Raw genomic sequence first — 23,693 nt, 5'->3', positions numbered from 1 at the left:
GTGGAGACGCATGCAGTCACTGCGGATTAAAAAATTGGAGGAAGGGGCAAAGATCCCCTTTCGAGCAACCCTTCACAGCGCGGGAATCGATCTTTACGCCCTGCTGAAGGAACCGGTGGAGATTGGCTCCCATGAGATCTGCCAAATCCACACCGGCATCGCCTGCGAAATCCCCATTGGATTTGCCGGTTTTATCTTTGCCAGAAGCTCCCTGGGCATCAAGCATGGGGTGACTCCCGCCAACTGCGTAGGCGTCATTGACAGCGATTACCGGGGGGAGATTATCGTGGGCCTCATCAACCAACTGGATACCCCCTTTATTGTCCAGCCTGGGGATAGAATCGCCCAGCTGATCATTATGCCGGTGATGACTCCGGATATCGAAGAGGTGGAGGAGCTGACTCCCACCCGCCGGGGAACCGGTGGATTTGGCTCCACCGGCAAATAGGGGAAGAGGCGAATCAAGATGAAATGGAAGAAAAATCTGCTGCTCCTTCTGTTTGTGGTGGGCGGCATCGTCATCGGTTCCCTGGTGGCCAGCGCCTGTCAGAATGTATCCTTTCTCTCCTGGCTGGGCTTTTCCCAATCCTTTGGCATCTCCCCCAGCGCGCCCTTTGTCATGGATCTCCATGTGTTTTCCCTGGCCTTTGGGCTGACCATCAACATCACCGTGGCCCATGTGATCTGCCTGGTGCTGTCCATCTTCGCCTATAAGGCAGCAATCCGGCGGCTCTAAGCGGACAGTGCCCGCTCCCAAGTCGCGCTTATGTGTCAATCGCAACATAGTTGCGGGCAACGCGGCAGTGTCGCAAATAAAACTCAATGCGCGTCCTCCCGCCCCGGGAGGGGCCACCTGCCGATGGAGGTCGTCGCGCTGTGGCTCCCATTAAAACAAAAACGCGTGCTATGCGGCAGTGTTGCAAATTGAGTCCGTGCGCGTCCTCCCGCCCGCTAGGGCCGCTACCTGCCGGTGGAGGTCGTCGCGCTGTGGCTCTCATTAAAACAAAAACGCGTGCTACGCGGCGGTGTTGCAAATTGAGTCCGTGCGCGTGAGGCAATAGCATAATCGAAATCAAGAGCGCGTCATCCTCTGCAGGTGGCAGACGCTAGGCGCAAAAAGGAGGAAACACAATGCAGCTGGTTTTGGCCTCCCAATCCCCCAGAAGGAAGGAACTTCTGGGGCTTTTGGGGCGGGATTTTATCACCCTGCCGGTGGATGCGGATGAGACCATCCCACCGGGGACGCCGCCGGCGGAAGCGGTGGAGATGCTGGCCCAGCGCAAGGCCCGGATGGCCGCGTCCCAAAGGCCGGAGGATCTGATTGTGGCCGCGGACACGGTGGTTGCCATTGACGGGATGATCCTGGGCAAGCCTCACTCTGCCCAAGAGGCGGCCGCCATGCTGAAACGCCTCTCCGGCCGGCTCCACAGCGTCTACACCGGGGTGTGCGTCCGCTATGGGGAGAAGGAGCGTTCCTTTGTCGCCCATACCCAGGTGGAGTTTTACCCCATGGAGGAAGGGGAGATCCGGTGGTATCTGGAAACGGGCGAGCCCTTTGACAAAGCAGGAGCTTACGGGATCCAGGGCTACGGCGCGGTCTTTGTCAAGGGGATCATCGGGGACTATTACAATGTGATGGGGCTGCCCATTGCCCGGCTGCGGCGGGAGCTTAGGAGCCTGGAGCAGGAATAAATATGTCCAAACCATGGCAAAGTTATGGATAGAAAAGAAAGATGTCCGGCCAGCTTGGAGAAAAAAGTGAAATTTTTCGAAAAAAGCCGGTCATCCTGGCTGGAAAATGTTCGGAAAGGAAAAACAGTGTTGTCACATCCGACAAAATCTGTTTTTTGGGCATTTTTAGGGGATTGTTAAGAAAAATTTTATTGTGGTTTCTAGAATTTAAGGGTATAATATTTGAGATATCATCTGTCATACTGGCCGCTGCGGCATCATTTCGGAAAAAACTGAGAATGACGGCTTGCAGGGGCTTTTATAGGGAACACTTATCATTGAGGAATATTTGTGGGAAGGTCCGGGCATTGGGGGCGCATTCCCGAAACTGAAAGGGGCAACTTGAGCATGTTTTCTTTTTCCAAAGACATCGGTGTGGATCTGGGTACCGCCAATACGTTGATTTTTATGCGGGGCAAGGGCATCATCATGCGGGAACCGTCGGTTGTGGCGGTGGATACCCGCAATGACACAGTGAGATATGTAGGCAACGAGGCCAAAGAGGTCATCGGTAGAACCCCTGGCTCCATTGTAGCGGTTCGGCCGCTGAAGGATGGCGTTATCGCCGACTTTGATATTACCGCCAGCATGCTGCAGATTTTTATTAAAAAAGTATGCAACAATTCCGCTCTGGCCCGTCCCAGAGTCATCATCTGCATCCCCTCCGGCGTTACAGAAGTAGAGCGCCGGGCGGTGAAAGAGGCCACCTTGAAAGCGGGGGCCAAACAGGTTGCCATCATCGAGGAGCCTATGGCTGCGGCCATCGGCGCCGGCCTGCCTGTGGCAGAGGCCACCGGCAACATGGTGGTGGATATCGGCGGCGGCACCAGCGAGGTAGCGGTTATCTCCCTGGGCGGCATTGTAGCGGCCCGTTCTGTCCGGGTGGGCGGCGATGAATTTGACCTTTCCATCATCAACTACGTGAAAAAGACATATAATCTTCTCATCGGTGAGAGAACCGCTGAGGATATCAAGATCAACATCGGCTCCGCCCACGAGTATGAAGGGGAAGCGCCTATGGAGATCAAGGGCCGCAACCTGGTTGACGGCCTGCCCAAGAACATTATGATCACCCCGGCAGAGATCCGGGATGCCCTGGCAGATCCTCTGGCGTCGGTGCTGGATGCTATCCGCACCACCCTGGAGAAGACTCCGCCGGAGCTTTCCGCGGACATTATCGACCACGGTATCACCCTGACCGGCGGCGGCGCCCTCCTCAAGGGGCTGGATATTCTGGTCTCCAAGGAGACCGGTATGCCGGTGCATATTGCTGAGGATCCTCTGGACTGCGTAGCCAAGGGAACCGGCGTTGTGCTGGAGGGACTGGATAAATATAAAGAAGTGCTGGCAGACGACAGCAAGTATTAATCCTTCCAGATAGAAATATGATCTTGCGGATGCAGTCCCCACGGCCTTTTGGGTGTCTGTGGGGGCTGCTTGAATTCTTCCAGAGCATGTCAGCATTTGTCACACATTACAGGAAAGGAAGGTGACAGGGTGCAGGACTTTATCAAAAGCTGGCGATTTAAGGTGTTAATCGCCCTGGTCATCGTCCTGGTCGCCTTTATGATCCGGGGCGCCACCTCTGAGGAGGGGCTGGCCGGATTTACCTCCCAACTGATGAGTACCATCACCGCTCCGCTGCAAAAGATCTCCTCTTCCATTGCTCATGGTGCCACGGAGTTTTTCTCCCAGTTTGTCAACGCCTCCTCCATTAAGGAGGAAAATGAGGAGCTCCAGGCGCAGATTAACGAGCTCAACCAGAAGTTGGTGGATTATGAGAAGATCAAGGCGGAAAACGAGCAGTACAAGCAGTTTTTAGAGATCAAAGAACTCAACCCTGACTATCAATTTGAGACGGCTACCGTCATCGGCCGGGATCCCAATGAACGGTTTGGCTCCTTTACCATTGACAAGGGAAGCCTCCACGGCGTGTCCTTTGAGGATCCGGTCATTACCTCGGCAGGGCTGGTAGGACGGGTCTATGAGGTGGGCCTGACCTCTTCCAAGGTCATGACCATCCTGGACGTTTCCACCAATGTGGGCGCCTACGACTCCCAGACCCAGGATACCGGCATTGTCACTGGATATGCCGGACTTGCGGACCAGGGCCTTTGCCGGATGATCTATATCGACCGGGAAAGCAGTGTGGCAGTGGGAGACCTGATTACCACCTCCGGCTCCGGCGGCACCTATCCCCAGGGACTTGTCATCGGAACGGTGACCGATATCCGGCCGGATGACCATTCTGTTTCCCTGGTGGCCACCATCCAGCCGGCGGAGGACATTCTGAATGTGAAGGATGTGGTGGTGATCACCTCCTTCCTGGGACAGAAGTCCAGCTTGTCCGATGAGGAGCAGGCGGAAGGCTCCAGCGATGCTGAAGCCGCGTCCGGGACTACGGCGCCGGAAACCACCGCTTCCTCAGAGACAACCACGCCACCGGAGACTACGACACCGGCGGCCTAAGTATAGAGAAGAATAGAAAGAATGAGAAGGCTTTTGGATGGGAGATCTGAAAGCCTTGTCTTGTCCCACCTGCCGGTGGAGGATATCGCGCTGATGTTTCCATCGAGGCTGGGCCGCGGGCATGGCGGACAATGTTACAAAGGAAACTGCGGGCGCAGCTTGCTCTCCGCAGGAGCGGCGAGCCGCCGCAGCCAAAACGCGCTGTGGTGTCAATCGCAACGTAATTGCGGGCGACGCGGCAGTGTCGCGAATAAAAACCGGGGCGCGTCATGCTGCCCGCTAGGGCCCGCCTCCCGGTGGGGATATCGCGCTGATGTTTCCATCGAGGCTGGGCCGCGGGTATCGCGACAGTGTCACCAACAAAACCATGGGCGTGATCTGCTCTCCGCAGGAGCGCGTGTGTCGCGGACGGCGAATCGCCGCAGCCAAAACGCGCTGTGGTGTCAATCGCAACGTAATTGCGGGCATGGCGGACAGTGTTACAAAGGAAACCGTGGGCGTGAGAAAAGGAGGGAGAAAAATGCAGCAGAGGAAAAAACTTTACCATATCTTAAAATGGAGTTCCTATGTTTTACTTATTATAATTGCATATGTGCTACAGACCACCACCTCCCTTTTTGTCATTTTCGGGGTGAAGCCCTTATTGCTGGTCCCCTTGGCTGTGTGCATCGCCATGTTTGAAGGGGAATTTGCAGGCGCTATTTTTGGGGCGGTGGCCGGCCTTTTCTGTGACCTGGGATCAGGGCAGCTGTTCGGCTCCAACGGATTGGTGCTCATGCTCTGCTGCTTTGCCGCCGGGCTGCTGGTCCATGTGCTCATGCGCCCAACCCTCCTCACCTGCATGATTCTCTCAGGGGGGACGTTGCTGCTCCGGGGCATGTTTGACTTTTTCTTCAATCTGGCCCTATGGGATTACGACGGGATTTCCCGGGTGCTGCTGACCAACATTTTCCCGGTGATCCTGTATTCCTTGGCGGTCACCCCGCTGTTTTATCTCCTCATTAAAAAATTGAGCGCCCGGTTTGAAGGGCTTTTGACACTGGAATAAGTAGGAAGCAGGATGCCCCTGCCCTGTGGCAGCTGACAGCGAAATGGAGGTTTTGCCATGAAAATTTCAAAGGTTGGGCTGCGGACCGCAATTTTGGCGGGACTGGTCCTTGTCGTATTTGCCCTTTTCGGCGTGCGGCTGATGCAGATGCAGATTGTCCAAGGGGAGGAGTATCTGGCCTTGGCCGAGGCCGGGGATGTGAAAACCCAGACCATTGTGGCGGCTCGGGGCGAAATTGTGGACCGCAATGGGGAGCCTCTCGCTGAAAACCGGGTGGGCTATGACATCATCCTGGACAAGGTGTATATGACCAAGGATATGGAAAACCAGGTCATCCTCCGGCTGGTGGAGATCCTCCGGGAAAACAACGAGGAGTGGATTGATAACCTGCCCATCACCATGGAGGAGCCTTTTGAATTTATTGAGGGCCGGGAGGATGATGTAGCCGAGCTCAAGGAAAACCTGGGGCTGCAAAACTGGGCCACCCTAGAGAATGTCATGGACGCCATGGAGGAAGAATATGACATTGAGGGCCTGACGCCGGAGGAAACACGGATCATTGCCGGGGTCCGGTATGAGATGGTGGAAAAGGGGTATTCTATCGAGAACCCCTATACCTTTGCCAGCGACGTATCGATGGAGACGGTCTCCAAGGTGAAGGAAAACAACCTGGATCTGCCCGGCGCTGATATCTACGAAACCCCCATCCGGGAGTATGTCAACGGTACGGTGGCGCCCCACATTGTGGGACAGATCGGCCCCATCTACGCGGAGGAATACGCCGAACTCAAGGAGCAGGGCTACCTGCTCAACGACACGGTGGGCAAAAGCGGGATTGAACAATACTTTGAAAGCTATCTGCGGGGAGAAAACGGAACCCGCGATATCACCCTGACCAACCAGGGCATTGTCACCAATGTGGAGGTGACCAAAGCGCCTGAGGCAGGCAATACGGTGGTGCTCACCATTGACAGCGACCTGCAGCGGGTGGCATATCAGGCCCTGGAGGAGGAGATCAAATATCTCAATGAGACGGCTCCCTCCGGGGAGGGCAAGGAGGCCGACGCCGGCGTGGTGGTGGCGGTGGACACCAAAACCGGAGAGATCCTGGCGGCGGTGAACTACCCCTCCTACGATCTGGCCACCTATCAGGAAAACTACGATACCTTAGCCAACGATCCTCTTAACCCTCTGTTTAACCGGGCGTTCCAGGGCACCTATACGCCCGGCTCCATCTTCAAGCCCTGCGTGGCCACGGCGGCGCTGTCCGAAGGGATCATTACCGCGGATTCCACCGTCAACTGTGGGGGTACCTATATGTACTACGCCCCTAGCTATACACCTGGTTGTCTGAGCGTTCACGGGGATATTAATGTGCTGCGGGCCCTCATGCGTTCCTGCAACATCTTTTTCTATGATGTGGGCCGCCGCACCGGCATTGAAACCATTGCGGAATATGCCCGGGCCATGGGCCTGGGAGTGCCCACCGGTGTTGAGATCGGCGAGGCACAGGGCGTTGTGGCCAGCCCGGAATACCGGGAGTCTATGGGTGGGGAATGGTACCCCGGCGACGTAATCCAGGCCTCCATTGGCCAGTCGGATAACAAGTTCTCCCCCATCCAGCTGGCGAACTATGTCTGCACCATCGCCAACCGGGGGGAGAGAAAGAACCTGCGGGTGGTCAAGGAAATTAGGAGCTATAACCAAGATGAGGTCATTGAGACCTTTGAAAGCGAAGTGGTAGAGACTGTTTCCACCCCGGAGGTGTTTGAGACTGTCATTGAGGGTATGATTATGGCGGCAGGCCCAGAGGGGACTTCTGTCCACACCTTCGACGATTATCCCTATACTGTGGCAGCCAAGACCGGTACCCCGGAAACCAAGCAGTTCCCCAACTCCACCTATAGCTGCTTTGCCCCGGCGGAGGACCCACAAATCGCCATCGTGGTGGTCATCGAAAAAGGATGGCACGGTTATACCGGCGCCCCTGTGGCCAAAAAGGTACTTGACCAGTATTTCTTTGGCTCCAGTGAAACGGCGGAAACGGAGGAAAGCTCCGATTCCTCCAGCGCCAGCCAGGCGGAGTCTTCCTCAGCGGCGTCTTCTTCCCAGCCCACGGGGGAAACTTCCGGACAGTAAAGAAAAATATAGGATAAAATATCCAAAAATTCCCCTGAAGGGTTGAAAATTGGAAATGATTGGCGTTGTGTCAAAAAATGTTCGAAAAATTTAGACAAAATTACATGAACAAAAGGGGACAACTACCCTAGATTTTATTTGATTTTTACAGTACAGGTATGATATGATGATAAAGGAGGACGTGGCTCTTTGGCTGAGATCATTCTGGTGACGTCGGGAAAAGGAGGCGTAGGTAAATCCACAGTATCGCTTTTGACCGGTGCGGCATTAGCGAAAAGAGGCAAGAAGGTGCTTCTCATTGAAATGGACGCAGGCTTGGGCGGGCTGGACATCATGTTCGGCGTGGAGGACAAGTCGGTTTTTGACCTAGCCGACGTATTGGAAGGGCGCTGCGAGCCTATCAAGGCGATTTTGGAGTGCCCATATCAACGGGGGCTTTCTCTTCTGGGTGCGCCGCGGGATCCGTCCTGTGAGCTGAAGAAAAAGCCGTTGACCATTCTGTGTAAGGGACTGACCCATTATTACGACATCATCTTGATCGACGCTCCAGCTGGACTTAGCTGTGGCTTTACAGTGGGCGCTGACATCTGCAGCTGCGGGCTGGTGGTTGTAACGCCCGATCCTGTGGCAGTACGGGATGGAAGGGCTATGTCGGATCTCCTGGATAGGGAGAACCTTGTCAGCCAAAGGTTGATTATCAACCGGGTGGGAGCAAAATTCTTGAAGCAAAAGCTGTTTTCTGATTTAGACGAGGTTATTGATTTGGTGGGAGTTCAGTTGCTCGGCGTGATCCCGGAGGATCCGGAGCTGGCGGTTCGCACCGCCAAAGGGCAGCCCATTGCGGAAGAAAGCCGCTCCCAAAGAATTTTTAACGCCATTGCAGGACGGCTGATGGGAGAAGATGTGCCGCTGATTGTCCGTTAGGGACGAGTAAGAAACATGAGACAGCATAACAACACAGTTTTGAAAATACCAACTTAAGGGGAGGGAATCAGTTTGAATATAGCAATCATCGCACACGACACAAAAAAGGAACTTATGGTACAATTCTGCATCGCTTATTGCGGCGTTCTGAGCCGGCACAGCATCTGCGCAACCGGCACGACGGGAAAACTGGTTTCTGAGGCAACAGGGCTTCAGGTCTTCCGTTTTCTCAGCGGATCCCAGGGTGGAGATCAGCAGATTTCCGCACGGATTGCCTGTAATGAGATTGACCTCCTGTTATTCTTCCGGGATCCTTTAACCCCCAAGGCCCATGAGCCCAAAGAAGCAGATATGCTCCGCCTTTGTGATGTGCATAACATCCCCGTGGCAACCAATATTGCTACGGCGGAGGCGTTGATCCACAGCCTGGAGCGGGGCGATTTAGACTGGAGAAATATTGTCAATCCCAGCGGCGTGAAATAGCGCTGCTGATTCCCGCCGCTTACATCGCAAAGCGGCCTTGATATAACCAACAAATAAATGCGCCAAAGCGGGAAAAGTAGCCGTTTGCGGGCAGCAGAAGAGAGAACCGGCCATGGGCTGAGAGCCGGTTCGGGCCATGACGCATCCTGGTGAACAGACACCCGCTCAGCAGGCCGCCTGAACTTCCGGTCATACCGGAAAGCGTAGGGCGGCACGTATCCCGCGTTAAGGGAAATGAGCGGGGCAAAACTGTGTTTTGCCCAAGCAGGGTGGCAACACGTGGAAAAACTCCTCGTCCCTGACCGATGTCGTTGACATTTGGCGGGAGGAGGAGTATTTTTTTATAGACAGCTCCTTGCGGAGAGCAAGCTGCGCCCCGATTTTCTTCGCGACACTGCCGCGATACACGCGCTCCTGCGGCGAGCAGATCGCGCCTATGGTTTTGTTGGTGACACTGTCGCGATGCCCGCGCTTTTGCCTCGAACGATGCCACAGCGTGATATCCTCCACCGGTAGGTGGGCCCTAGCGGGCAGCAGGACGCGTCCCGGTTTTTATTCGCGCCACTGCCGCGGCACACGCGCTCCCGCGGAGAGCAGATCGCGCCTATGGTTTTGTTGGTGACACTGTCGTGATGCCCGAGCTTTTGCCTCGAACGATGCCACAACGCGATGCCCCCCACCGGTAGGTGGGCCCCTGCCAGGGCGTGGAAGTCGCGCTCTGAGTTTTGTTCGCAACACTGCCGCGTCGCCCGCAACTACGTTGCGATTGACACCACAGCGCGTTTTGGCTGCGGCGGCTCGCCGCTCCTGCGGAGAGCAGACCGCGCCTATGGTTTTGTTGATGACACTGTCGCGATGCCCCCGTTTTTGTCTCGAACGATGCCATAACGCGGTGCCACCGCCGGTAGGCGGGCTCCTGCCAGGGCGTGGAAGTCGCGCTCTGAGTTTTGTTCGCAACACTGCCGCGTCGCCCGCAACTACGTTGCGATTGACACCACAGCGCGTTTTGGCTGCGGAGGCTCGCCGCTCCTGCGGAGAGCAGACCGCGCCCATGGTTTTGTTGGTGACACTGTCGTGATGCCCGAGCTTTTGCCTCGAACGATGCCACAACGCGATGCCCCCACCGGCAGGCAGGCCCTAGCGGGCAGCATGACGCGCCCCGATTTTCTTCGCGACACTGCCGCGACACATGCGCTCCTGCGGCGAGCAGATCGCGCCTATGGTTTTGTTGGTGACACTGTCGCAATGCCCGCGCTTTTGCCTCGAACGATGCCACAACGCGATGCCCCCACCGGTAGGTGGGCCCTAGCGGGCAGCAGGACGCGTCCCGGTTTTTATTCGAAACACTCCACGGTACATGCGCTCTTGCGGAGAGCAGATCGCGCCTATGGTTTTGTTGGTGACACTGTCGCGATGCCCGCAACTACGTTGCGATTGACACCACAGCGCGTTTTGGCTGCGGAGGCTCGCCCCTCCTGCGGAGAGCAGACCGCGCCCATGGTTTTGTTGGTGACACTGCCGCGTCGCCCGCGCTTTTGTCTCGAATGATGCCACAACGCGATGCCCCCCACCGGTAGGTGGTGGGGATAAAAGAATAGGAGAGATGACAATTGGCACTTTTGACAAACGCCCCCCGGGGCACCCAGGATGTACTCCCCAGCCAGAGCGGCCGGTGGAAGTATCTGGAGAAGACGGCCATGGAGACAGCGGCCCTCTTCGGATTCAAGGAAATCCGCACCCCGGTATTTGAGCACACCGAGCTCTTTACCCGGTCGGTAGGGGATACCACCGACGTGGTGCAAAAGGAAATGTATACCTTCCAGGACAAGGGCAACCGCTCCATTACCCTGCGGCCAGAGGGCACGGCAGGTGTGGTCCGGGCGGCCATCCAGAACGGCCTTCTGGGAGACGCCCTGCCGGTGATGGCAAGCTATGTAGTCTCCTGCTTCCGCTATGAGAAGCCCCAGGCTGGCAGGCTGCGGGAATTTCACCAATTTGGGGTGGAAATGCTGGGGGCAGCGGCTCCCTCCGCAGACGCCCAGGTCATCGCTCTGGCAAACGAGATCTTTAAGGTGCTGGGGGTAGAAGGCCTGCGCCTGGAGCTCAACTCCATCGGATGCCCCCAGTGCCGGGCAACCTATCATCAAAAGCTGGTGGAATATTTTAACGGATATAAAGACAAGCTCTGTGAAACCTGTCTGGGCCGATTGGAGAAAAATCCCATGCGGATTCTCGACTGCAAGAGCCCGGAGTGCAAGGAAATCGCCAAGAACGCGCCGAAAATCATCGACTTCCTCTGTGACGACTGCCGGGACCACTTTGAGGGGGTCAAGACCCGGCTTACCGCCATGGGCATTGATTTTGTGGTCAATCCCACCATTGTCCGGGGCCTGGATTATTATACCCGCACGGTATTCGAGTTTGTCTCGGAGAACATCGGCGCCCAGGGAACCGTCTGCGGCGGCGGCCGGTATGACGGCCTTATCGGCATGCTGGGAGGGAAGGAAACCCCGGCTCTGGGCTTTGCTATGGGATTGGAGCGGCTATTATTGCTGATGGATAAAACCGGATGTTCCTTCCCCGAGGAGCCCAAATGCGACATCTATATCGCCTCTATGGGAGAGGCGGCTTCGGTGAAAGCCTGCGAGCTGGCCATGCGTCTGCGGGAGGAGGGCTTCTTTGCCCAGTGCGACTCCATGAACCGCAGCCTTAAGGCCCAGATGAAATATGCCGACAAGATCGGCGCCCGCTACACCCTGGTTATCGGGGATAACGAGCTGGAAACCGGGGTGGCAAAGCTTAAAAACATGGCTACCTCCCAGCAGATTGACGTCAGCTTCGGGGAGGATGGCCTTCTCACCGCCATCTATGAAGCGGATAAGGATGAGACCATCCAGCAGATCGCCGAGAGCTTTGGGGACCTGCCATTGCAAAATCTACTGTAACTGACAGATAAAGGAGATAGTGGACATGAACGATACCATGGAGGGCCTGAAAAGGACCCATTACTGCACCCAGGTTTCCGAAGCTGACATCGGAAAAGAAGTGGTGGTGTGCGGCTTTACCCAGAAGACAAGAGACCTGGGCAATCTGATTTTCATCGACCTGCGGGATCGGACTGGCATCATCCAGCTGGCTTTTGACGATGCCACCGACCGGGCTATCATGGCCAAGGCGGCCAAGGTGCGGGCGGAATTCGTCCTCATGGCCAAGGGCACGGTGCGCAAGAGGGAGTCGGTGAATACCGAGATCAAGACCGGAACCATTGAGGTCTTTGTCACCGACCTGCGCATCCTCAATGAGGCCAAAACCCCGCCCTTTGAGATCACCGATGAGACCAACGTCAAGGAGGAGCTCCGTCTGCGCTACCGTTATCTGGATCTGCGGCGGGCTCAGATGCAGCAGGCCATGATGATGCGCCACCGCATTGTCAAGATTGCCCGGGATTACTATGACGAAAACGGCTTTTTAGAAATTGAAACCCCCATGCTCATCAAATCCACCCCGGAAGGGGCGCGGGACTATCTGGTGCCCTCCCGGGTTCATCCGGGCAAATTCTACGCCCTGCCCCAGTCTCCCCAGCAGTATAAGCAGCTGCTCATGCTCTCCGGCTTTGACCGGTATATGCAGATCGCCCGCTGCTTTAGGGACGAGGACCTGCGGGCGGACCGGCAGCCGGAGTTCACCCAGATTGACCTGGAGATGTCCTTTGTGGACCAGGATGACGTCATGGCGGTCAATGAGGGCTTTATGAAACGGGTCTTCAAAGAGGCACTGGGGATCGAGATTGAGACCCCCTTCCGCCGCATTCCCTATGAGGAGGCTATGGAGCGGTATGGTTCCGACAAGCCGGACACCCGCTTTGGATTGGAGCTTATTGACCTGGGGGATGTACTGGAAAACTGCGAGTTCAAGGTCTTTGCCGGCGCCCTTGCCGGAGGCGGCGCGGTCAAAGCTATTTTAGTGCCGGACGGGGCAGAGCGCCTTTCCCGGAAAGAGATCGATAAGCTGACGGAATTTGTCAAGACCTACCGGGCCAAGGGCCTGGCCTACACCCGGCTGACGCCCGAAAAAGAAACCTCCAGCTTTGAGAAGTTCCTCAGCGAGGAGGAGAAGAACGCCCTGCGCCAGCGGGTTGGCGCCAAAACCGGGGATGTGATCCTCATTGTGGCGGACGCAAACAAACAGGTGGTCTATGACAGCCTGGGCGCCCTGCGGTGTGAGCTGGCAAAACGCCTCTCCCTCATCGACGAGAGCAAGTTTGACCTGCTCTGGGTCACCGACTTCCCGCAGTTTGAGTATTCCGAAGAGGAAGACCGTTATGTGGCCAAGCATCATCCCTTTACCTGTCCCCGGCTTTCCGATGTGGATAAGCTGAAAACTGACCCGGCGGCGGTCCATGCCTTGGCCTATGACATGGTCCTCAACGGCTGTGAGGTGGGCGGAGGCTCCATCCGAATCAACGACCCGGAGCTGCAGGAGAAGATGTTCGAGGCCCTGGGCTTTACCCCCGAGTCGGCCCACGAGCGGTTCGGCTATCTCATCGACGCCTTCCAGTACGGCGCACCGCCCCATGGCGGCATGGCCTTTGGCCTGGATCGTCTGGTGATGCTCATGCTGGGCAAGGACTCCATCCGGGATGTAATCGCCTTCCCCAAGGTGCAAAACGCCAGCGAGCTGATGACCATGTGTCCGGCCGAGGTGGACGAAAAGGACATCCAGGAACTGCATATCGCCATTGTGGAAAAGGAAACAGAAGAATAAAAAAGAAAGAGCAGCCGCATGCAGCGGCTGCTCTTTTCAAAGGGGGATAAAATTATTCGCCATTCCTAATTTTCACATATTCGGCGATGTATTTGACTGCGTTTTCAATGCCGATATCGTCTGTGTTCAGGCACAGATGGTAATTATTCACGTCGCCCCATTTGAGCCCGGTGTAGAAGTTATAATAGGCGGCCCGTTTTTTGTCCGTCTTGCGAAGGATGTCTTCGGCCTGGGCGGGAACCAGCTCATACTCCCTGGTAGCCCTGCGCAGACGGTTTTGCCAGCTGGAGGTGAGAAAGATGTTGATGCAGCTGGGATCATCCTGGAGGACATAGTCAGCGCACCGCCCTACAATGACGCAGGAGCCCTCCGCCGCAATAGAACGGATGGTATCCGACTGTACGATAAAGAGCTTATCCGCCAGGGGGAGACCGTCGTAGCCAGTGGGGTTATAGGAGGTGGCGGTGGTGCCGAACATCGACAGGGCGTATAGAAGGCTGCTGGTAGCTTTCTGGTCCGCCTTTTCAAAAAGCTCAGGGGCATAGCCGCTTTTTTTAGCGGACAGGGTGATGACTTCTTTGTCATAGAAAGGAATGTCCAGCGTTTGGGCAAGCTTCCGGCCGATTTCCCGGCCGCCGCTGCCATGCTGACGGCTGATAGTAATAATCGTCTTTTTCATTCAAACACACCCTCTCTCGTCTCCATGTTAGTTGTACAGTCTGTATAAAAGTTTTTAACATTGGATTTCTATCCATGTATATTATGTGCCTCATTCAGGTTGGTGTCAATTGCCATTTTATACAATAATTCTGTAAATTTTTGCTCAGGAAGATGACAATACAAAAGAGGGATGTTTTAGGGGCCATCTCTTTTTCGCGGGCCTTTGCCATTGTCGGGAAAGGATAAAAAAGCGGTGCATCCCTGCACAAAAATGCGCTTTTTTTCTATGATGGTATCAAAAGGGCAAAGGAAACATTACCATAAGCCTTTTCCCGGGAAAAGGCGGAGCGGAGGGAATGGATGATGGCAATTTTGTGGATCGGTTCGGCAGTTATTTTATCTTTGACCTTTTGGGGCGGTTTTTTGCTCTGCGCCATGCTCACCGCAGGGGCGGCGGAGGACAGCGAGGAGGACCAGAGGCTCTGACAGTGGATATTTTGGGATGTTGTCACCATTTTACAATGACAAAGGGGCGCCGATCAGGTATACTGTAAAGAAAAGAGGGCCCGGCGGTCCAGCCGGGGGAGAGGAGACAAAAGAATGTCAAAGGAGAAAAAATGGCAGATCCTCCGCTGGGTGGCGGTGGCCGCAGCGGCGATTTTGTTGGGAGTTGGGATTTGGATGAGCATGGGCAGCGGGTTCTGTCCGGTATAGGAGGAGAAAATGCAGCTGATATTGTCCACTTTGTTATTTTTCTGCGGCTTGGGAATTAGTGTGGCGGTGATACTGGTGAGTTTAATCCATGTAGCGGGGGGAAGACGGCGCCTTGTTTCTGGAGCATATATTCTCATGGGTTGCGGCTACGGGGGCATTTGCGTCTATAACCTGATCCGCCAGGGCAGCGGTGTCGCCTGTGCCATGACCCCGATCTCCCAGCTTGCCATTTTTGGCGGGCTGCTCCTTCTCCATCTCTTTTTTCTCATTGACGGAATCAGAACCTTGCCCAAAGGAAAATGATAGCGGCCAGAGAAATAAAAGAATCCCCGCCGAAATACCACTTGGCGGGGATTTTTGATGCAGAAAAAACCAGGAGCCAATATTTTGGCTCCTGGTAAAATTTTATCTTTTCTTGAGATGGGGGAAGAATTGACCCATTGTAGTACGTTTAAGGATCTATTTATAAATGTCCATGTGGAGAACACAGATTCGCCGCCGGCTATTCTGTCAAGTACATGCTATCCCTCCATAGGGAATAGCGAAGCTTTGACAATATCTTTCTTTCCTTTCTACCAGATTCTTTCACGGAAGATTTGCTTTCAATATACATCTGATCCGCGACAGTAGTCTGGAAGATTATTCCAAAGTTGTGTTGGACTCGATTTCCATAGTGGACATTTGATTGAGATCGATACCATTTTTCTCTCCCCGCCGAAGCCAGTAGGAGGTGGAGGCGCTGAGAAACATTTTTTTTGAGATAGGCATGGTTACCTTGAGCACCTCTGACTTTCCCAGATGGATTCCCCTTGCCAGCCGTCTAATCTTCCGCTTGACAAAAAAGGAAAAGGGGGTGGAGAGAATTGCCTCTCCGGAACCAATACAAAGGGCCATGCCAAAGGGAAAGCCCTGCTCCTTACAGAACAGCCGGACTATATCCAATGCCACCAGGTTTTGTTCCGGCTCGAGGAAGCCGCAGTTAATCAGGACATGGATGGCGGGCCTTTTCTGAAAGGGGTAGTTTTCCATCTCCTTCATCAGCTCCATCAGGGTGACAGGAAGGCTGTCGACATAGAGGGGAAAAACCAGGAGCAGATGATCGTGATTTTCTATTTCCCGGCATGCTTCCTGGTGTTTGCGGGTAGTAACGCTGTATTCATCCACATCCTCCCCCCAAAAGTGGGCAAATATCTCTCCGTACCGTTTGGAATTGGAACGTGGCGCCCGGGGACTTCCATTGACTATCATCATCGTTCCCATTTGTCCACCTCCTTTCGGATCGTTTCCTCCAGTTGCTCCTGAGGAACAAAAAGGATACGCCAGCTTTTAAACAGCATATTGTTGGCGTTTCGTGCCACCAGATGACGGAAGATATCCCGTTCTTCTTTGGAAGTTTTTCCATAGATAATGATAACTGCATCTTTCTGAGCCACCTGCCGCTGGACATGATGGGTCTCCCCGTGATAGAGTCGGATAAATGCTTGCTGGATGGGTATGGCTCGTTCCAGCATGGTTTTCATCGGAATATCATAAGAACCGTAGCGGATCCGGCTGACATAGATAATCCGGCGGCTTTGGGCAATAAGGGGATAGATGGCCGTGGCGTCATCTCGGATGACACATCTGCCCGGGGTTTTGGTCCAGCATCCAAAGCAGCCAATGCAGTTTGCGATGGAAAGGCCGGATAAATCTACATAGCGGTTTTCAGGCCGTTCCGGCAAATTTTTTGCTAAGGCTAGATCGCTGAGAAGCAGGTTCATGGAATCAACTCCCTTCTTCCCTCTTATTTTACCCAAAGATCAATAAAATTTCCAGAGGGACAGGGAGGCAAAATACAATTGGTTAGGGAGTGCCGGTGGAAGCGGCGCCGCCTCCACCAGGGCCGCCGCCCATCCCATCAGGCGGAGCGCCCATACCGCCCATGCCACCCATGCCGCCCATGCCACCCATGCCGCCCATGCCGCCCATGCCGCCGGAGCCATAGACCAGGGAGTCCATGGTAATCTGGGTTTCGGTGCCGCCCACTGACAGGGTGTAGGTTTCCCCTTCCAGAATCTCCGGGCAGCTGAGGATGACAGAGTCAAAAGCTTTGTCGGCGGTCCAGGAAATAAGCTCCTGGCCGTTTTGATCGGTGAGGGTGATGGTGCTGCCCGCCTGCTGGGAGCTGACGGTGACCATCATCACCCCTTGGGTGGAGGTGGAGCTGAAGTTCTGGGCCATCTGGGAAGCGCCGGCCGCCACAAAGATGCCGCCGGTGATTTCAGCGTCAGAGGCATAGTCCAAAGCGCCGTTGCCGCCGTTGTCCGGTCCGGACAGATAGGTTTCGCCGCCGGAAACGGTAAGGCTGCCGTTGGAGTCGATGCCGTCGCCGGAAGCATCGATGCGGAGAGTGCCTCCCGCAATGTGGATATAGGCGTTTTCGTCGGTGGCAAAGGCATCGGCGCCGTGGTGCCCGCCCTCGCCGAAGGAAGCAAAACCGCTTTCATCGTTGCCGCCGGCGGCGTTAAGGCCGTCGTCGCTGGAGGTCAGGTCGATATCTCCTCCGGTGATGTCGATGCTCTGGCCCTCAATGCCTTCATAGCTTTCGGTAATGAGGAGAGTGCCTGCCGAAATGGTCACATTGGCGTCGGCATGGACGCCGTCGTCTCCGGTGGAGATTTCGAAGTCTCCGCCCGAGACGGTGACATTGGCATTGGAGTGGAGGCTATCGTCGGCGGAATCAATGGAGAAGGTGCCGCCGCTGATGAGAAGATCTCCGGTGGCCTTGATCCCCTTCATGCTGACAGTGTCCTCGGTGGAGGCCGCCGCGCCGAAGAAGTCGTTGCTCTGGGAGGTGGCGTTTGCGCTGCCTCCGCCGGTGAGCAGGGTGTAGCTGCCGCCCTCAGTCTGTAGATAATTCCCTGCGCTGAGGCCATCTCCCTGGGCATTGATGTCAAAGGTGCCGTCGGCGATATAAAGAAAGCCCAGGGTGGTGTCATCGGCATTTTCCGCCTGGACGCCGTCCTTGCCGGAGGTGATGGTGAAGGCGCCGCCTGCGATGCGGACGCTGTCCTTGCCGGACAGCCCATGGCTTGCAGAAGTAATGTCATAGGTGCCGCTGGTGATGACCAGGTCATCCTTGGAAACCACCCCGTGGCCGGCAGCGGCGTTGATGACAAGGGTGCCGGCGCCGTTGAGGGTCAGATCCCCTTTGGAAAAGATGACGCCGTCAATGTTATTGTCGTCGATGGCCACATATTCCCCGCCGTTAGAGAGGGTGTTTTCCGAATCTTGGGTGGTGGTGACAAAGACCTTGTCAGCCTCCCGGATATACAGTGCCGCTGAGGTGTCGTTGTGGATGGTGACGCCATCCAGCACCAGATGCAGTTTGTCGGTATCCTGGGCCTCTATGATGACCATGCCGTCATCCAGGGTGCCGGTGAGAATGTAGGTGCCCTCATCGGTGATGGTGACGGTGCTGCCCGAAATGCTGACGGCGTCAGAATCACATTGGGCGCTGTCGCCGTCCAGCTGGATCAGGTCGCTCTGCTCCTCATCATAGCCGATTTCAAAGTCCCGGTCGGTAAACATCTCGGTGTTATATTCTTCACTCTGGGAAACGGTGGAGGCCGAAGCGCCGGAGGAGGTAGAAGAGGAAGAAGAGCTTTCTTCCGCACCGCATCCGGCCAACATGACCATGAGAGCCAGTCCCAAAGCCCAAAGCTTATATAGTTTCATCAGTGTTCTCCTTTTACAGTTCGTAAACCGTGGTTTCCTGCTTGGACATGGTAATTTCCAGATTGCCGTTGCGGCAGCGGAGCTGGTCAATGAGCTCCCGCTCCGAATTGGCCCGACGCAGGGTAAGGTTGTAGGTCAGCCGGTAAAGGCTGCCCATGTTGGTGGTTTTCACCTGCACAAGCTCCCAGGAGGAGGTATAGGTCTTCAGCAGATCCTCAAATACGCCGGTATAGTCCAGGTCCTCGGGGATGGTGATGTGCAGGGTCTTGTAAAGTGTGTCTTTTTTTCGGGAGCCGAAGTCAAGGTGGCTGTAGAGCAGGGTGATCAGGCCCAGGATAACCGCGAAGAGGAGGGCGTAGCCCAAATATCCCATACCGGTGATGAGACCAGCAGCCATGGCCAGAAAGAGGATGCCGATTTCCTTGGCGGTTCCGGGGACGGAGCGGAAACGCACCAGGCTGAAAGCACCGGCTACAGCTACACCGGCCCCTACGTTGCCGTTGACCATCATAATGATCACGCAGACCACCGCCGGCAGCAGCGCCAGGGTGACCACGAAGCTTTTGGTATAGCGGGTCTTGTACATATAGGTGAAGGCTAGGAAAAGGCCAATGACCAGGGCGCACCCCACACAGAGCAAAAATTGGGAAACGGGGATGACGGTGGTCATTTCGGTGTCAAAGATCCCACGGAACAGGGAATCAAGCATGCAAAATACCTCCTTGGTAGTTGGGCTGAATGGTTTTCTCATAGGCGGTGCTGTATTTGGAGAAGGATGTTTTATACACCCTGGCCCTCCTGCAGGAAAATGGAGGCAGATTCCCCCAGAAAGGGGATGGCCCACCGCCGGGCAGCCGGGAGCATATGGATATATCCCCGGAGCTTCCCTATGAGTCCCGGTACTTTTCGGTGCTTCTCTCGGCGTCCGGGGGGATCATCACAGTAGACACGGGAAAAATCGCCGCGGTGGATACCGAAAGCGCCATCGCTTTTGCAAAAAGCGTTTGGGAAGATGGGAAGGAGCGGGGCTTCCTCAGGAATTACCGTTTTATCCAGTATCAAGATGGGGAAGAGATCCGGGTAATTTTCCTGGACTGCGGCCGCAATCTTTCCACCTTCCGGTCCTTTCTGCTGGCAAGTCTGGGAATCTGCGCCCTGGGACTGTTGGCGGTGCTGGGATTGATCCTCCTTTTCTCCCGGTGGATGGTCCGCCCTGTTTCGGAAAGTTATGAGAAACAGAAGCGGTTTATCACCGACGCGGGCCACGAGATTAAAACCCCCATTACCATCATTGGCGCTGACGCCCAGGTGCTGGAGATGGAGCTGGGGGAGAATGAGTGGCTTCGGGATATCCAGCTGCAGACAAAACGGCTCTCAGCCCTGACCAATGAACTCATCCAGCTATCCAGAATGGAGGAGCACCACCGGCTGCAGATGATCGAATTCCCCTTTTCCGACCTGGTCACCGAGACGGCCCAGTCCCTCCAGGCCCTGGCTGTGACCCAGGACAAGGAGTTTACGGCCCAGATTCAGCCCATGATCTCCCTTTACGGTGATGAGAGTGCCCTGCGGCAGCTGGTGACCATCCTGCTGGACAATGCCCTTAAATATGCGCCAGCCCAGGGAAAAATCCACCTTTCCCTACAGAAACAGGGGAAATCTGTCCGGCTGGCGGTGGAAAACACGGTGGAAGCTCTTCCCGCCCAGAACCTGGAGCACCTGTTTGACCGGTTCTACCGGGGGGATCAGTCCCGAAGTTCCCAGACGGGAGGATACGGCTTGGGATTATCCATAGCCAAGGCCATTGTGGATGCCCACAAGGGGAAAATCCGGGCCTGGGGACAGGAGGGGCCGGTCCTCGTCATGGAAGCTGTCTTCCCGCCCCGGAAGGAGAAAGGCCGGCGGGAGGAAGAAAAACGGCCGGGATCTTCCCTAGAGGAGAGAAACTCCCAATAGCGTCCAGCTCATATAAAAAGAAAAGGCCCTGTCCGAGTAAATCGGACAGGGCCTTTTAAATTTTTAATCGATATCAGGTGTTTTTCATAATAACACTCTCTACCGCATCGGCTACATGCTCACAGGCGTCAGCGCATTTTTCCAGGTAGATGTAGATCTCCCGCCAGCTGATCACCTCCAGGGGGTCGGTGCAGCTGGTGTGCAGCAGCCGCATGCTGTCGATAAAGAGCCGGTCGGCCTGTTCTTCCATGGTATTGATATGGATAATGTATTCCCGGATTTTCTTGGAACGGCGGAAATCCGAAAACTCATCCAGCAGCCGCTGCAGCTCCTCGCAGCAGCCGATAAGCACCGCGCCCAGCTCGATGGCGTCAGGCCGGATGGACTGGATGTTGTTGCAGTACAGCCGCAGCATGACATCCTCGATTTTATCGGTGATCTCATCAATGCTTTGGCTCAGCAGGATAATGTCCTCCCGCTCGATGGGGGTAATGAATGCCCGGGCCAACACATTGGAAAGCTCGTGCTTTTTTTCATCGGCGGCATGCTCTACCTGATGCAGCTCGTCCAACATGCTGTGCAGGCGCTCAGGATCGAAGTCTTTTAATACATCTTCCAGATAGTGGGCCGCCTGGCAGGCATAACCGACGCAGGCACTGAAATTTTCATAGTAAAAGCTGTCTTGTTTTTTCGACATAATTTTGCTCCTTTATCTGTACAGTCCTAGGACTGTTATGGAAAAGCTGCTCAGAACAGCATCATAAACAATTTGGCCATGACGAAACTGATGAGACCACAGCCAGGGAAGGTGAACACCCAGGTCAGCACCATGTCTTTGACTACGCCGAAGTTGATGGCGGAGAGCCGCTTAACAGCGCCCACACCCATGATAGCGCTGGTCTTTGTGTGGGTGGTGGATACAGGGATACCAAACAGGCTGGAGAATAACAAACACAGCGCCGCGGATAAATCAGCAGCAAAACCTTGATACTTTTCCAGCTTGACCATATCCATGCCTACTGCTTTGATGATCTTTTCGCCGCCGACACTGGTGCCGATACCCATAACCGCACTGCACAAAAGCATCAGCCAGACAGGAATCAGCACGCCGCTGACGCTGTTCATCCCGTTGCTAAAGGCTACTCCCAAAAACAACACACCGATAAATTTTTGGCCGTCCTGCGCGCCATGCATAAAGCTCATGGCGGCAGCACCAAATACCTCGGCTCCGGTGAAAAATTTATTGGTGCGTCTACGGTCCATTTTACGGCAAATGATCGTAAGGGCTTTGCAGACCACCCAGCCGATGCCAAAGCCCAAGGCTAAGCTGGCCACCAGGCCATACAACACCTTGACCCATTCCTCCATATTGATGCCGCCAACGCCGTTTTGGATAGCGATGGCAGCACCGGATAAACCGGCAATCAAGCTGTGGCTTTCGCTGGTGGGAATGCCAAACATAGAGGCTACAACGCTGTATACCACGATGGAAAATAACGCCGCACACAGAGCGATCAGTGCCTCCCGGGTGTCACCGCCGAAATCCACCATGTTACTAATGGTAGAGGCCACAGAACTGTTGATGTGGGTCATGACCAATACACCTAGGAAATTAAAGACGGCGCTGAGCATAATGGCGACCCGGGGCCGCATGCAGCGTGTGGTAATGCAAGTGGCGATAGCGTTGGGAGCGTCAGTCCATCCATTGACAAAGATGACGCCCATCGTCAGCACCACAGTGACCAGCAGCACAGGACTTGAAGCCATGGCGCTGATAAAATAGGAGAATGATACATCCATAATTGTTACCTGCCTTGTAGTTACCAAGCGCGACTATAAAGTCCCGGCCAGGCGATGGGAGGATTGTTTTTCGACAACTTACTCCGTTTAATGTTAAGGGTAACATCAAAATGAGACAACGTCAATAGAAAATATAATTCTTGTATAAACAATGTAAATTGAACTATAATTTTTGTAAATTTATGCACCCGAGTCGTTCAAATCAGCAGTAACGTTGTAGCGGTTTCTTTAAAGGTTAAAAAAGGAAGGCATAGATAGGAGGATGCGCCATATTTTATTTAATTTTAAGGCGTATATTATATAATGAAAGAAATAGGGCGTAAAAAATCAAAGCCCGGATCAGCATCGGCAGGAATATCCACTGGGACATCCCTCTGGAATAAAAGTGGAGACAGTTTTTATTTAAAGCCGTCGGAGATTATGTGTCGTTCACGACGGCTTGGGCTTACGGTACAAAAAAGATCCCCACCATAAACGCGAGCGGATAGACAAAATAAAAAACTGAGCCCGGAACGCGAATTGCGTCCAGGCTCAGCCTGGTGGGCTTACGGTACAAAAAGATCCCCACCATAAACGCGAGCGGATAGACAAAATAAAAAAACTGAGCCCGGAACGCGAATTGCGTCCAGGCTCAGCCTGGTGGGCTTACGGTACAAAAAAGATCCCCACCATAAACGCGACCGGATAGACAAAATAAAAAACTGAGCCCGGAACGCGAATTGCGTCCAGGCTCAGCCTGGTGGTGCGCCCGACAGGAGTCGAACCTGCGGCCTTTAGAGTCGGAGTCTAACGCTCTATCCAGCTGAGCTACGAGCGCGTCTCAAATTGAGAACGATAAAAAGTATACCACAAATTAGAAAAAAAGAAAAGATGCTTCTTTAAAATTCTTCTTTTTTATAGGAAAATATTCAAATAGTATAATAAAGAGGAGGGGTTAAAAGGAGATTAAAAACTATTTGTATAGAAATCGTATAAAAATCGGGAAATGTAAAAAAATGTCCGAAAAACAGTTGACAGTGGGAGAGGTATATGGTAGAATAAACAAGCTGTCTCGGAGAGAGGGCCGGGAGGCCGGAAAAGGACCGGGATAGCGAAAAAAGATTTGGGAAATATATTGACACTGCATGGGAAATGTGGTACAATATAAGTCCTGACTGAGGGAAACCTCGGCGGCGGACCTTGAAAATTGAACAACATTTGAACCAAGAACAAAGACCCTTGGAAACGAATTTGAGTAGAGTAATTCTACGGACGTGAACATTAGCAAGCTAGTGTAGCGTTAAAGAAG

At 54.4% G+C, this 23,693-nt stretch carries 21 protein-coding genes and 1 tRNA gene; 14 read left to right on the top strand and 8 right to left on the bottom strand.

Features of this window, described 5'->3' with window-relative positions; genetic code table 11:
* Positions 1–10 precede the first annotated feature (10 nt).
* The 11 genes from dut to aspS all read left to right on the top strand — a co-directional run bounded on the left by dut (position 11) and on the right by aspS (position 13,558).
* The gene (gene dut, locus WGC32_RS10100; RefSeq protein ID WP_191482614.1) at positions 11–448 is read left to right on the top strand and encodes a dUTP diphosphatase; all 438 of its coding nucleotides are present in this window, start codon (positions 11–13) and stop codon (positions 446–448) included.
* A gap of 18 nt (positions 449–466) precedes the next feature.
* Positions 467–736 carry a DUF4321 domain-containing protein gene (locus WGC32_RS10095; RefSeq protein WP_191482615.1) on the top strand — a complete coding sequence of 90 codons (270 nt, stop codon included), beginning with the start codon at positions 467–469 and terminating at the stop codon, positions 734–736.
* Positions 737–1,131: 395 nt separating this feature from the next.
* A complete protein-coding gene (locus tag WGC32_RS10090) occupies positions 1,132–1,692 on the top strand; it encodes a Maf family protein (RefSeq protein ID WP_342681712.1) in 561 nt (186 codons plus the stop codon).
* Between the two features lie 387 nt (positions 1,693–2,079).
* Positions 2,080–3,099: a rod shape-determining protein MreB gene (locus tag WGC32_RS10085; protein ID WP_191482617.1), complete on the top strand. Its 1,020-nt coding sequence runs from the start codon at positions 2,080–2,082 to the stop codon at positions 3,097–3,099.
* 129 nt (positions 3,100–3,228) lie between these two features.
* On the top strand, positions 3,229–4,200 hold the full coding sequence (gene mreC, locus WGC32_RS10080) for a rod shape-determining protein MreC (protein WP_342681710.1): 972 nt from the start codon (positions 3,229–3,231) through the stop codon (positions 4,198–4,200).
* A 520-nt stretch (positions 4,201–4,720) separates the two neighbouring features.
* Positions 4,721–5,248 (top strand): rod shape-determining protein MreD, encoded by a 528-nt coding sequence (mreD, locus tag WGC32_RS10075; protein WP_342681709.1) that lies wholly within the window; start codon positions 4,721–4,723, stop codon positions 5,246–5,248.
* 57 nt (positions 5,249–5,305) lie between these two features.
* Positions 5,306–7,387, top strand: a complete 2,082-nt coding sequence (locus tag WGC32_RS10070; RefSeq protein ID WP_342681707.1) for a penicillin-binding transpeptidase domain-containing protein — start codon at positions 5,306–5,308, stop codon at positions 7,385–7,387.
* Between the two features lie 189 nt (positions 7,388–7,576).
* Positions 7,577–8,311 (top strand): nucleotide-binding protein, encoded by a 735-nt coding sequence (locus WGC32_RS10065; RefSeq protein ID WP_342681705.1) that lies wholly within the window; start codon positions 7,577–7,579, stop codon positions 8,309–8,311.
* Positions 8,312–8,383: 72 nt separating this feature from the next.
* Positions 8,384–8,794, top strand: coding sequence for a methylglyoxal synthase (locus tag WGC32_RS10060; RefSeq protein ID WP_191482622.1), 411 nt, complete (start codon positions 8,384–8,386; stop codon positions 8,792–8,794).
* Positions 8,795–10,404: 1,610 nt separating this feature from the next.
* Positions 10,405–11,739: a histidine--tRNA ligase gene (gene hisS / locus WGC32_RS10055; protein ID WP_342681702.1), complete on the top strand. Its 1,335-nt coding sequence runs from the start codon at positions 10,405–10,407 to the stop codon at positions 11,737–11,739.
* 25 nt (positions 11,740–11,764) lie between these two features.
* Positions 11,765–13,558 carry an aspartate--tRNA ligase gene (gene aspS / locus WGC32_RS10050; RefSeq protein WP_342681700.1) on the top strand — a complete coding sequence of 598 codons (1,794 nt, stop codon included), beginning with the start codon at positions 11,765–11,767 and terminating at the stop codon, positions 13,556–13,558.
* Between the two features lie 52 nt (positions 13,559–13,610).
* Here aspS and WGC32_RS10045 read toward each other — a convergent pair whose 3' ends face one another.
* On the bottom strand, positions 13,611–14,237 hold the full coding sequence (locus tag WGC32_RS10045; protein WP_191482625.1) for a cytidylate kinase family protein: 627 nt from the start codon (positions 14,235–14,237) through the stop codon (positions 13,611–13,613).
* A gap of 341 nt (positions 14,238–14,578) precedes the next feature.
* On the opposite strand from WGC32_RS10045, the gene WGC32_RS10040 reads away from it, so the two are divergent.
* Together WGC32_RS10040 and WGC32_RS10035 are read left to right on the top strand one after the other, a co-directional pair.
* On the top strand, positions 14,579–14,704 hold the full coding sequence (locus WGC32_RS10040) for a hypothetical protein (protein ID WP_342681699.1): 126 nt from the start codon (positions 14,579–14,581) through the stop codon (positions 14,702–14,704).
* A gap of 237 nt (positions 14,705–14,941) precedes the next feature.
* Entirely contained in the window at positions 14,942–15,235 is a 294-nt protein-coding gene (locus WGC32_RS10035) for a hypothetical protein (RefSeq protein ID WP_342681698.1), read from the top strand.
* 336 nt (positions 15,236–15,571) lie between these two features.
* Here the strand turns inward: WGC32_RS10035 and WGC32_RS10030 are convergent, their stop codons facing one another.
* The 4 genes from WGC32_RS10030 to WGC32_RS10015 all read right to left on the bottom strand — a co-directional run bounded on the left by WGC32_RS10030 (position 15,572) and on the right by WGC32_RS10015 (position 19,358).
* Entirely contained in the window at positions 15,572–16,192 is a 621-nt protein-coding gene (locus WGC32_RS10030) for a hypothetical protein (protein WP_191510320.1), read from the bottom strand.
* Positions 16,180–16,692 (bottom strand): flavodoxin family protein, encoded by a 513-nt coding sequence (locus WGC32_RS10025; RefSeq protein ID WP_342681695.1) that lies wholly within the window; start codon positions 16,690–16,692, stop codon positions 16,180–16,182. The genes WGC32_RS10030 and WGC32_RS10025 overlap by 13 nt, the downstream gene beginning before the upstream one ends.
* 82 nt (positions 16,693–16,774) lie before the next feature.
* A complete protein-coding gene (locus tag WGC32_RS10020) occupies positions 16,775–18,649 on the bottom strand; it encodes a carbohydrate-binding domain-containing protein (RefSeq protein WP_342681693.1) in 1,875 nt (624 codons plus the stop codon).
* Between the two features lie 13 nt (positions 18,650–18,662).
* The gene (locus tag WGC32_RS10015; protein ID WP_342681692.1) at positions 18,663–19,358 is read right to left on the bottom strand and encodes a DUF4956 domain-containing protein; all 696 of its coding nucleotides are present in this window, start codon (positions 19,356–19,358) and stop codon (positions 18,663–18,665) included.
* A 56-nt stretch (positions 19,359–19,414) separates the two neighbouring features.
* Here WGC32_RS10015 and WGC32_RS10010 point away from each other — a divergent pair, with 56 nt between their 5' ends.
* Positions 19,415–20,605 carry a sensor histidine kinase gene (locus WGC32_RS10010; protein ID WP_342681690.1) on the top strand — a complete coding sequence of 397 codons (1,191 nt, stop codon included), beginning with the start codon at positions 19,415–19,417 and terminating at the stop codon, positions 20,603–20,605.
* A gap of 73 nt (positions 20,606–20,678) precedes the next feature.
* Here WGC32_RS10010 and WGC32_RS10005 read toward each other — a convergent pair whose 3' ends face one another.
* From WGC32_RS10005 to WGC32_RS09995, 3 genes are all read right to left on the bottom strand, one after another.
* Positions 20,679–21,302 carry a DUF47 domain-containing protein gene (locus WGC32_RS10005; protein WP_342681688.1) on the bottom strand — a complete coding sequence of 208 codons (624 nt, stop codon included), beginning with the start codon at positions 21,300–21,302 and terminating at the stop codon, positions 20,679–20,681.
* 50 nt (positions 21,303–21,352) lie between these two features.
* A complete protein-coding gene (locus WGC32_RS10000) occupies positions 21,353–22,405 on the bottom strand; it encodes an inorganic phosphate transporter (RefSeq protein WP_191482635.1) in 1,053 nt (350 codons plus the stop codon).
* Positions 22,406–23,145: 740 nt separating this feature from the next.
* Positions 23,146–23,222, bottom strand: a tRNA-Arg gene (locus WGC32_RS09995).
* Between the last annotated feature and the right edge of the window lie 471 nt (positions 23,223–23,693).

This window comes from Zongyangia acetica (genome assembly GCF_038739695.1).
Taxonomy (GTDB): domain Bacteria; phylum Bacillota; class Clostridia; order Oscillospirales; family Ruminococcaceae; genus Zongyangia; species Zongyangia gallinarum.
The sequence above is the reverse complement of the archived record's forward strand: the minus strand, read 5'-3'. Positions and strand labels throughout refer to the sequence as shown.

Excerpts from the sequence above, each read along its gene's own strand:
- WGC32_RS10025 (WP_342681695.1), bottom strand. The coding sequence starts at position 16,692 with ATGAACCTGCTTCTCAGCGATCTAGCCTTAGCAAAAAATTTGCCGGAA.
- WGC32_RS10090 (WP_342681712.1), top strand. The coding sequence starts at position 1,132 with ATGCAGCTGGTTTTGGCCTCCCAATCCCCCAGAAGGAAGGAACTTCTG.
- dut (WP_191482614.1), top strand. The coding sequence starts at position 11 with ATGCAGTCACTGCGGATTAAAAAATTGGAGGAAGGGGCAAAGATCCCC.
- WGC32_RS10015 (WP_342681692.1), bottom strand. The coding sequence starts at position 19,358 with ATGCTTGATTCCCTGTTCCGTGGGATCTTTGACACCGAAATGACCACC.
- WGC32_RS10020 (WP_342681693.1), bottom strand. The coding sequence starts at position 18,649 with ATGAAACTATATAAGCTTTGGGCTTTGGGACTGGCTCTCATGGTCATG.
- aspS (WP_342681700.1), top strand. The coding sequence starts at position 11,765 with ATGAACGATACCATGGAGGGCCTGAAAAGGACCCATTACTGCACCCAG.
- mreD (WP_342681709.1), top strand. The coding sequence starts at position 4,721 with ATGCAGCAGAGGAAAAAACTTTACCATATCTTAAAATGGAGTTCCTAT.
- WGC32_RS10035 (WP_342681698.1), top strand. The coding sequence starts at position 14,942 with ATGCAGCTGATATTGTCCACTTTGTTATTTTTCTGCGGCTTGGGAATT.
- WGC32_RS10000 (WP_191482635.1), bottom strand. The coding sequence starts at position 22,405 with ATGGATGTATCATTCTCCTATTTTATCAGCGCCATGGCTTCAAGTCCT.
- WGC32_RS10045 (WP_191482625.1), bottom strand. The coding sequence starts at position 14,237 with ATGAAAAAGACGATTATTACTATCAGCCGTCAGCATGGCAGCGGCGGC.
- WGC32_RS10040 (WP_342681699.1), top strand. The coding sequence starts at position 14,579 with ATGATGGCAATTTTGTGGATCGGTTCGGCAGTTATTTTATCTTTGACC.
- WGC32_RS10085 (WP_191482617.1), top strand. The coding sequence starts at position 2,080 with ATGTTTTCTTTTTCCAAAGACATCGGTGTGGATCTGGGTACCGCCAAT.
- WGC32_RS10030 (WP_191510320.1), bottom strand. The coding sequence starts at position 16,192 with ATGGGAACGATGATGATAGTCAATGGAAGTCCCCGGGCGCCACGTTCC.
- WGC32_RS10095 (WP_191482615.1), top strand. The coding sequence starts at position 467 with ATGAAATGGAAGAAAAATCTGCTGCTCCTTCTGTTTGTGGTGGGCGGC.
- WGC32_RS10070 (WP_342681707.1), top strand. The coding sequence starts at position 5,306 with ATGAAAATTTCAAAGGTTGGGCTGCGGACCGCAATTTTGGCGGGACTG.
- WGC32_RS10005 (WP_342681688.1), bottom strand. The coding sequence starts at position 21,302 with ATGTCGAAAAAACAAGACAGCTTTTACTATGAAAATTTCAGTGCCTGC.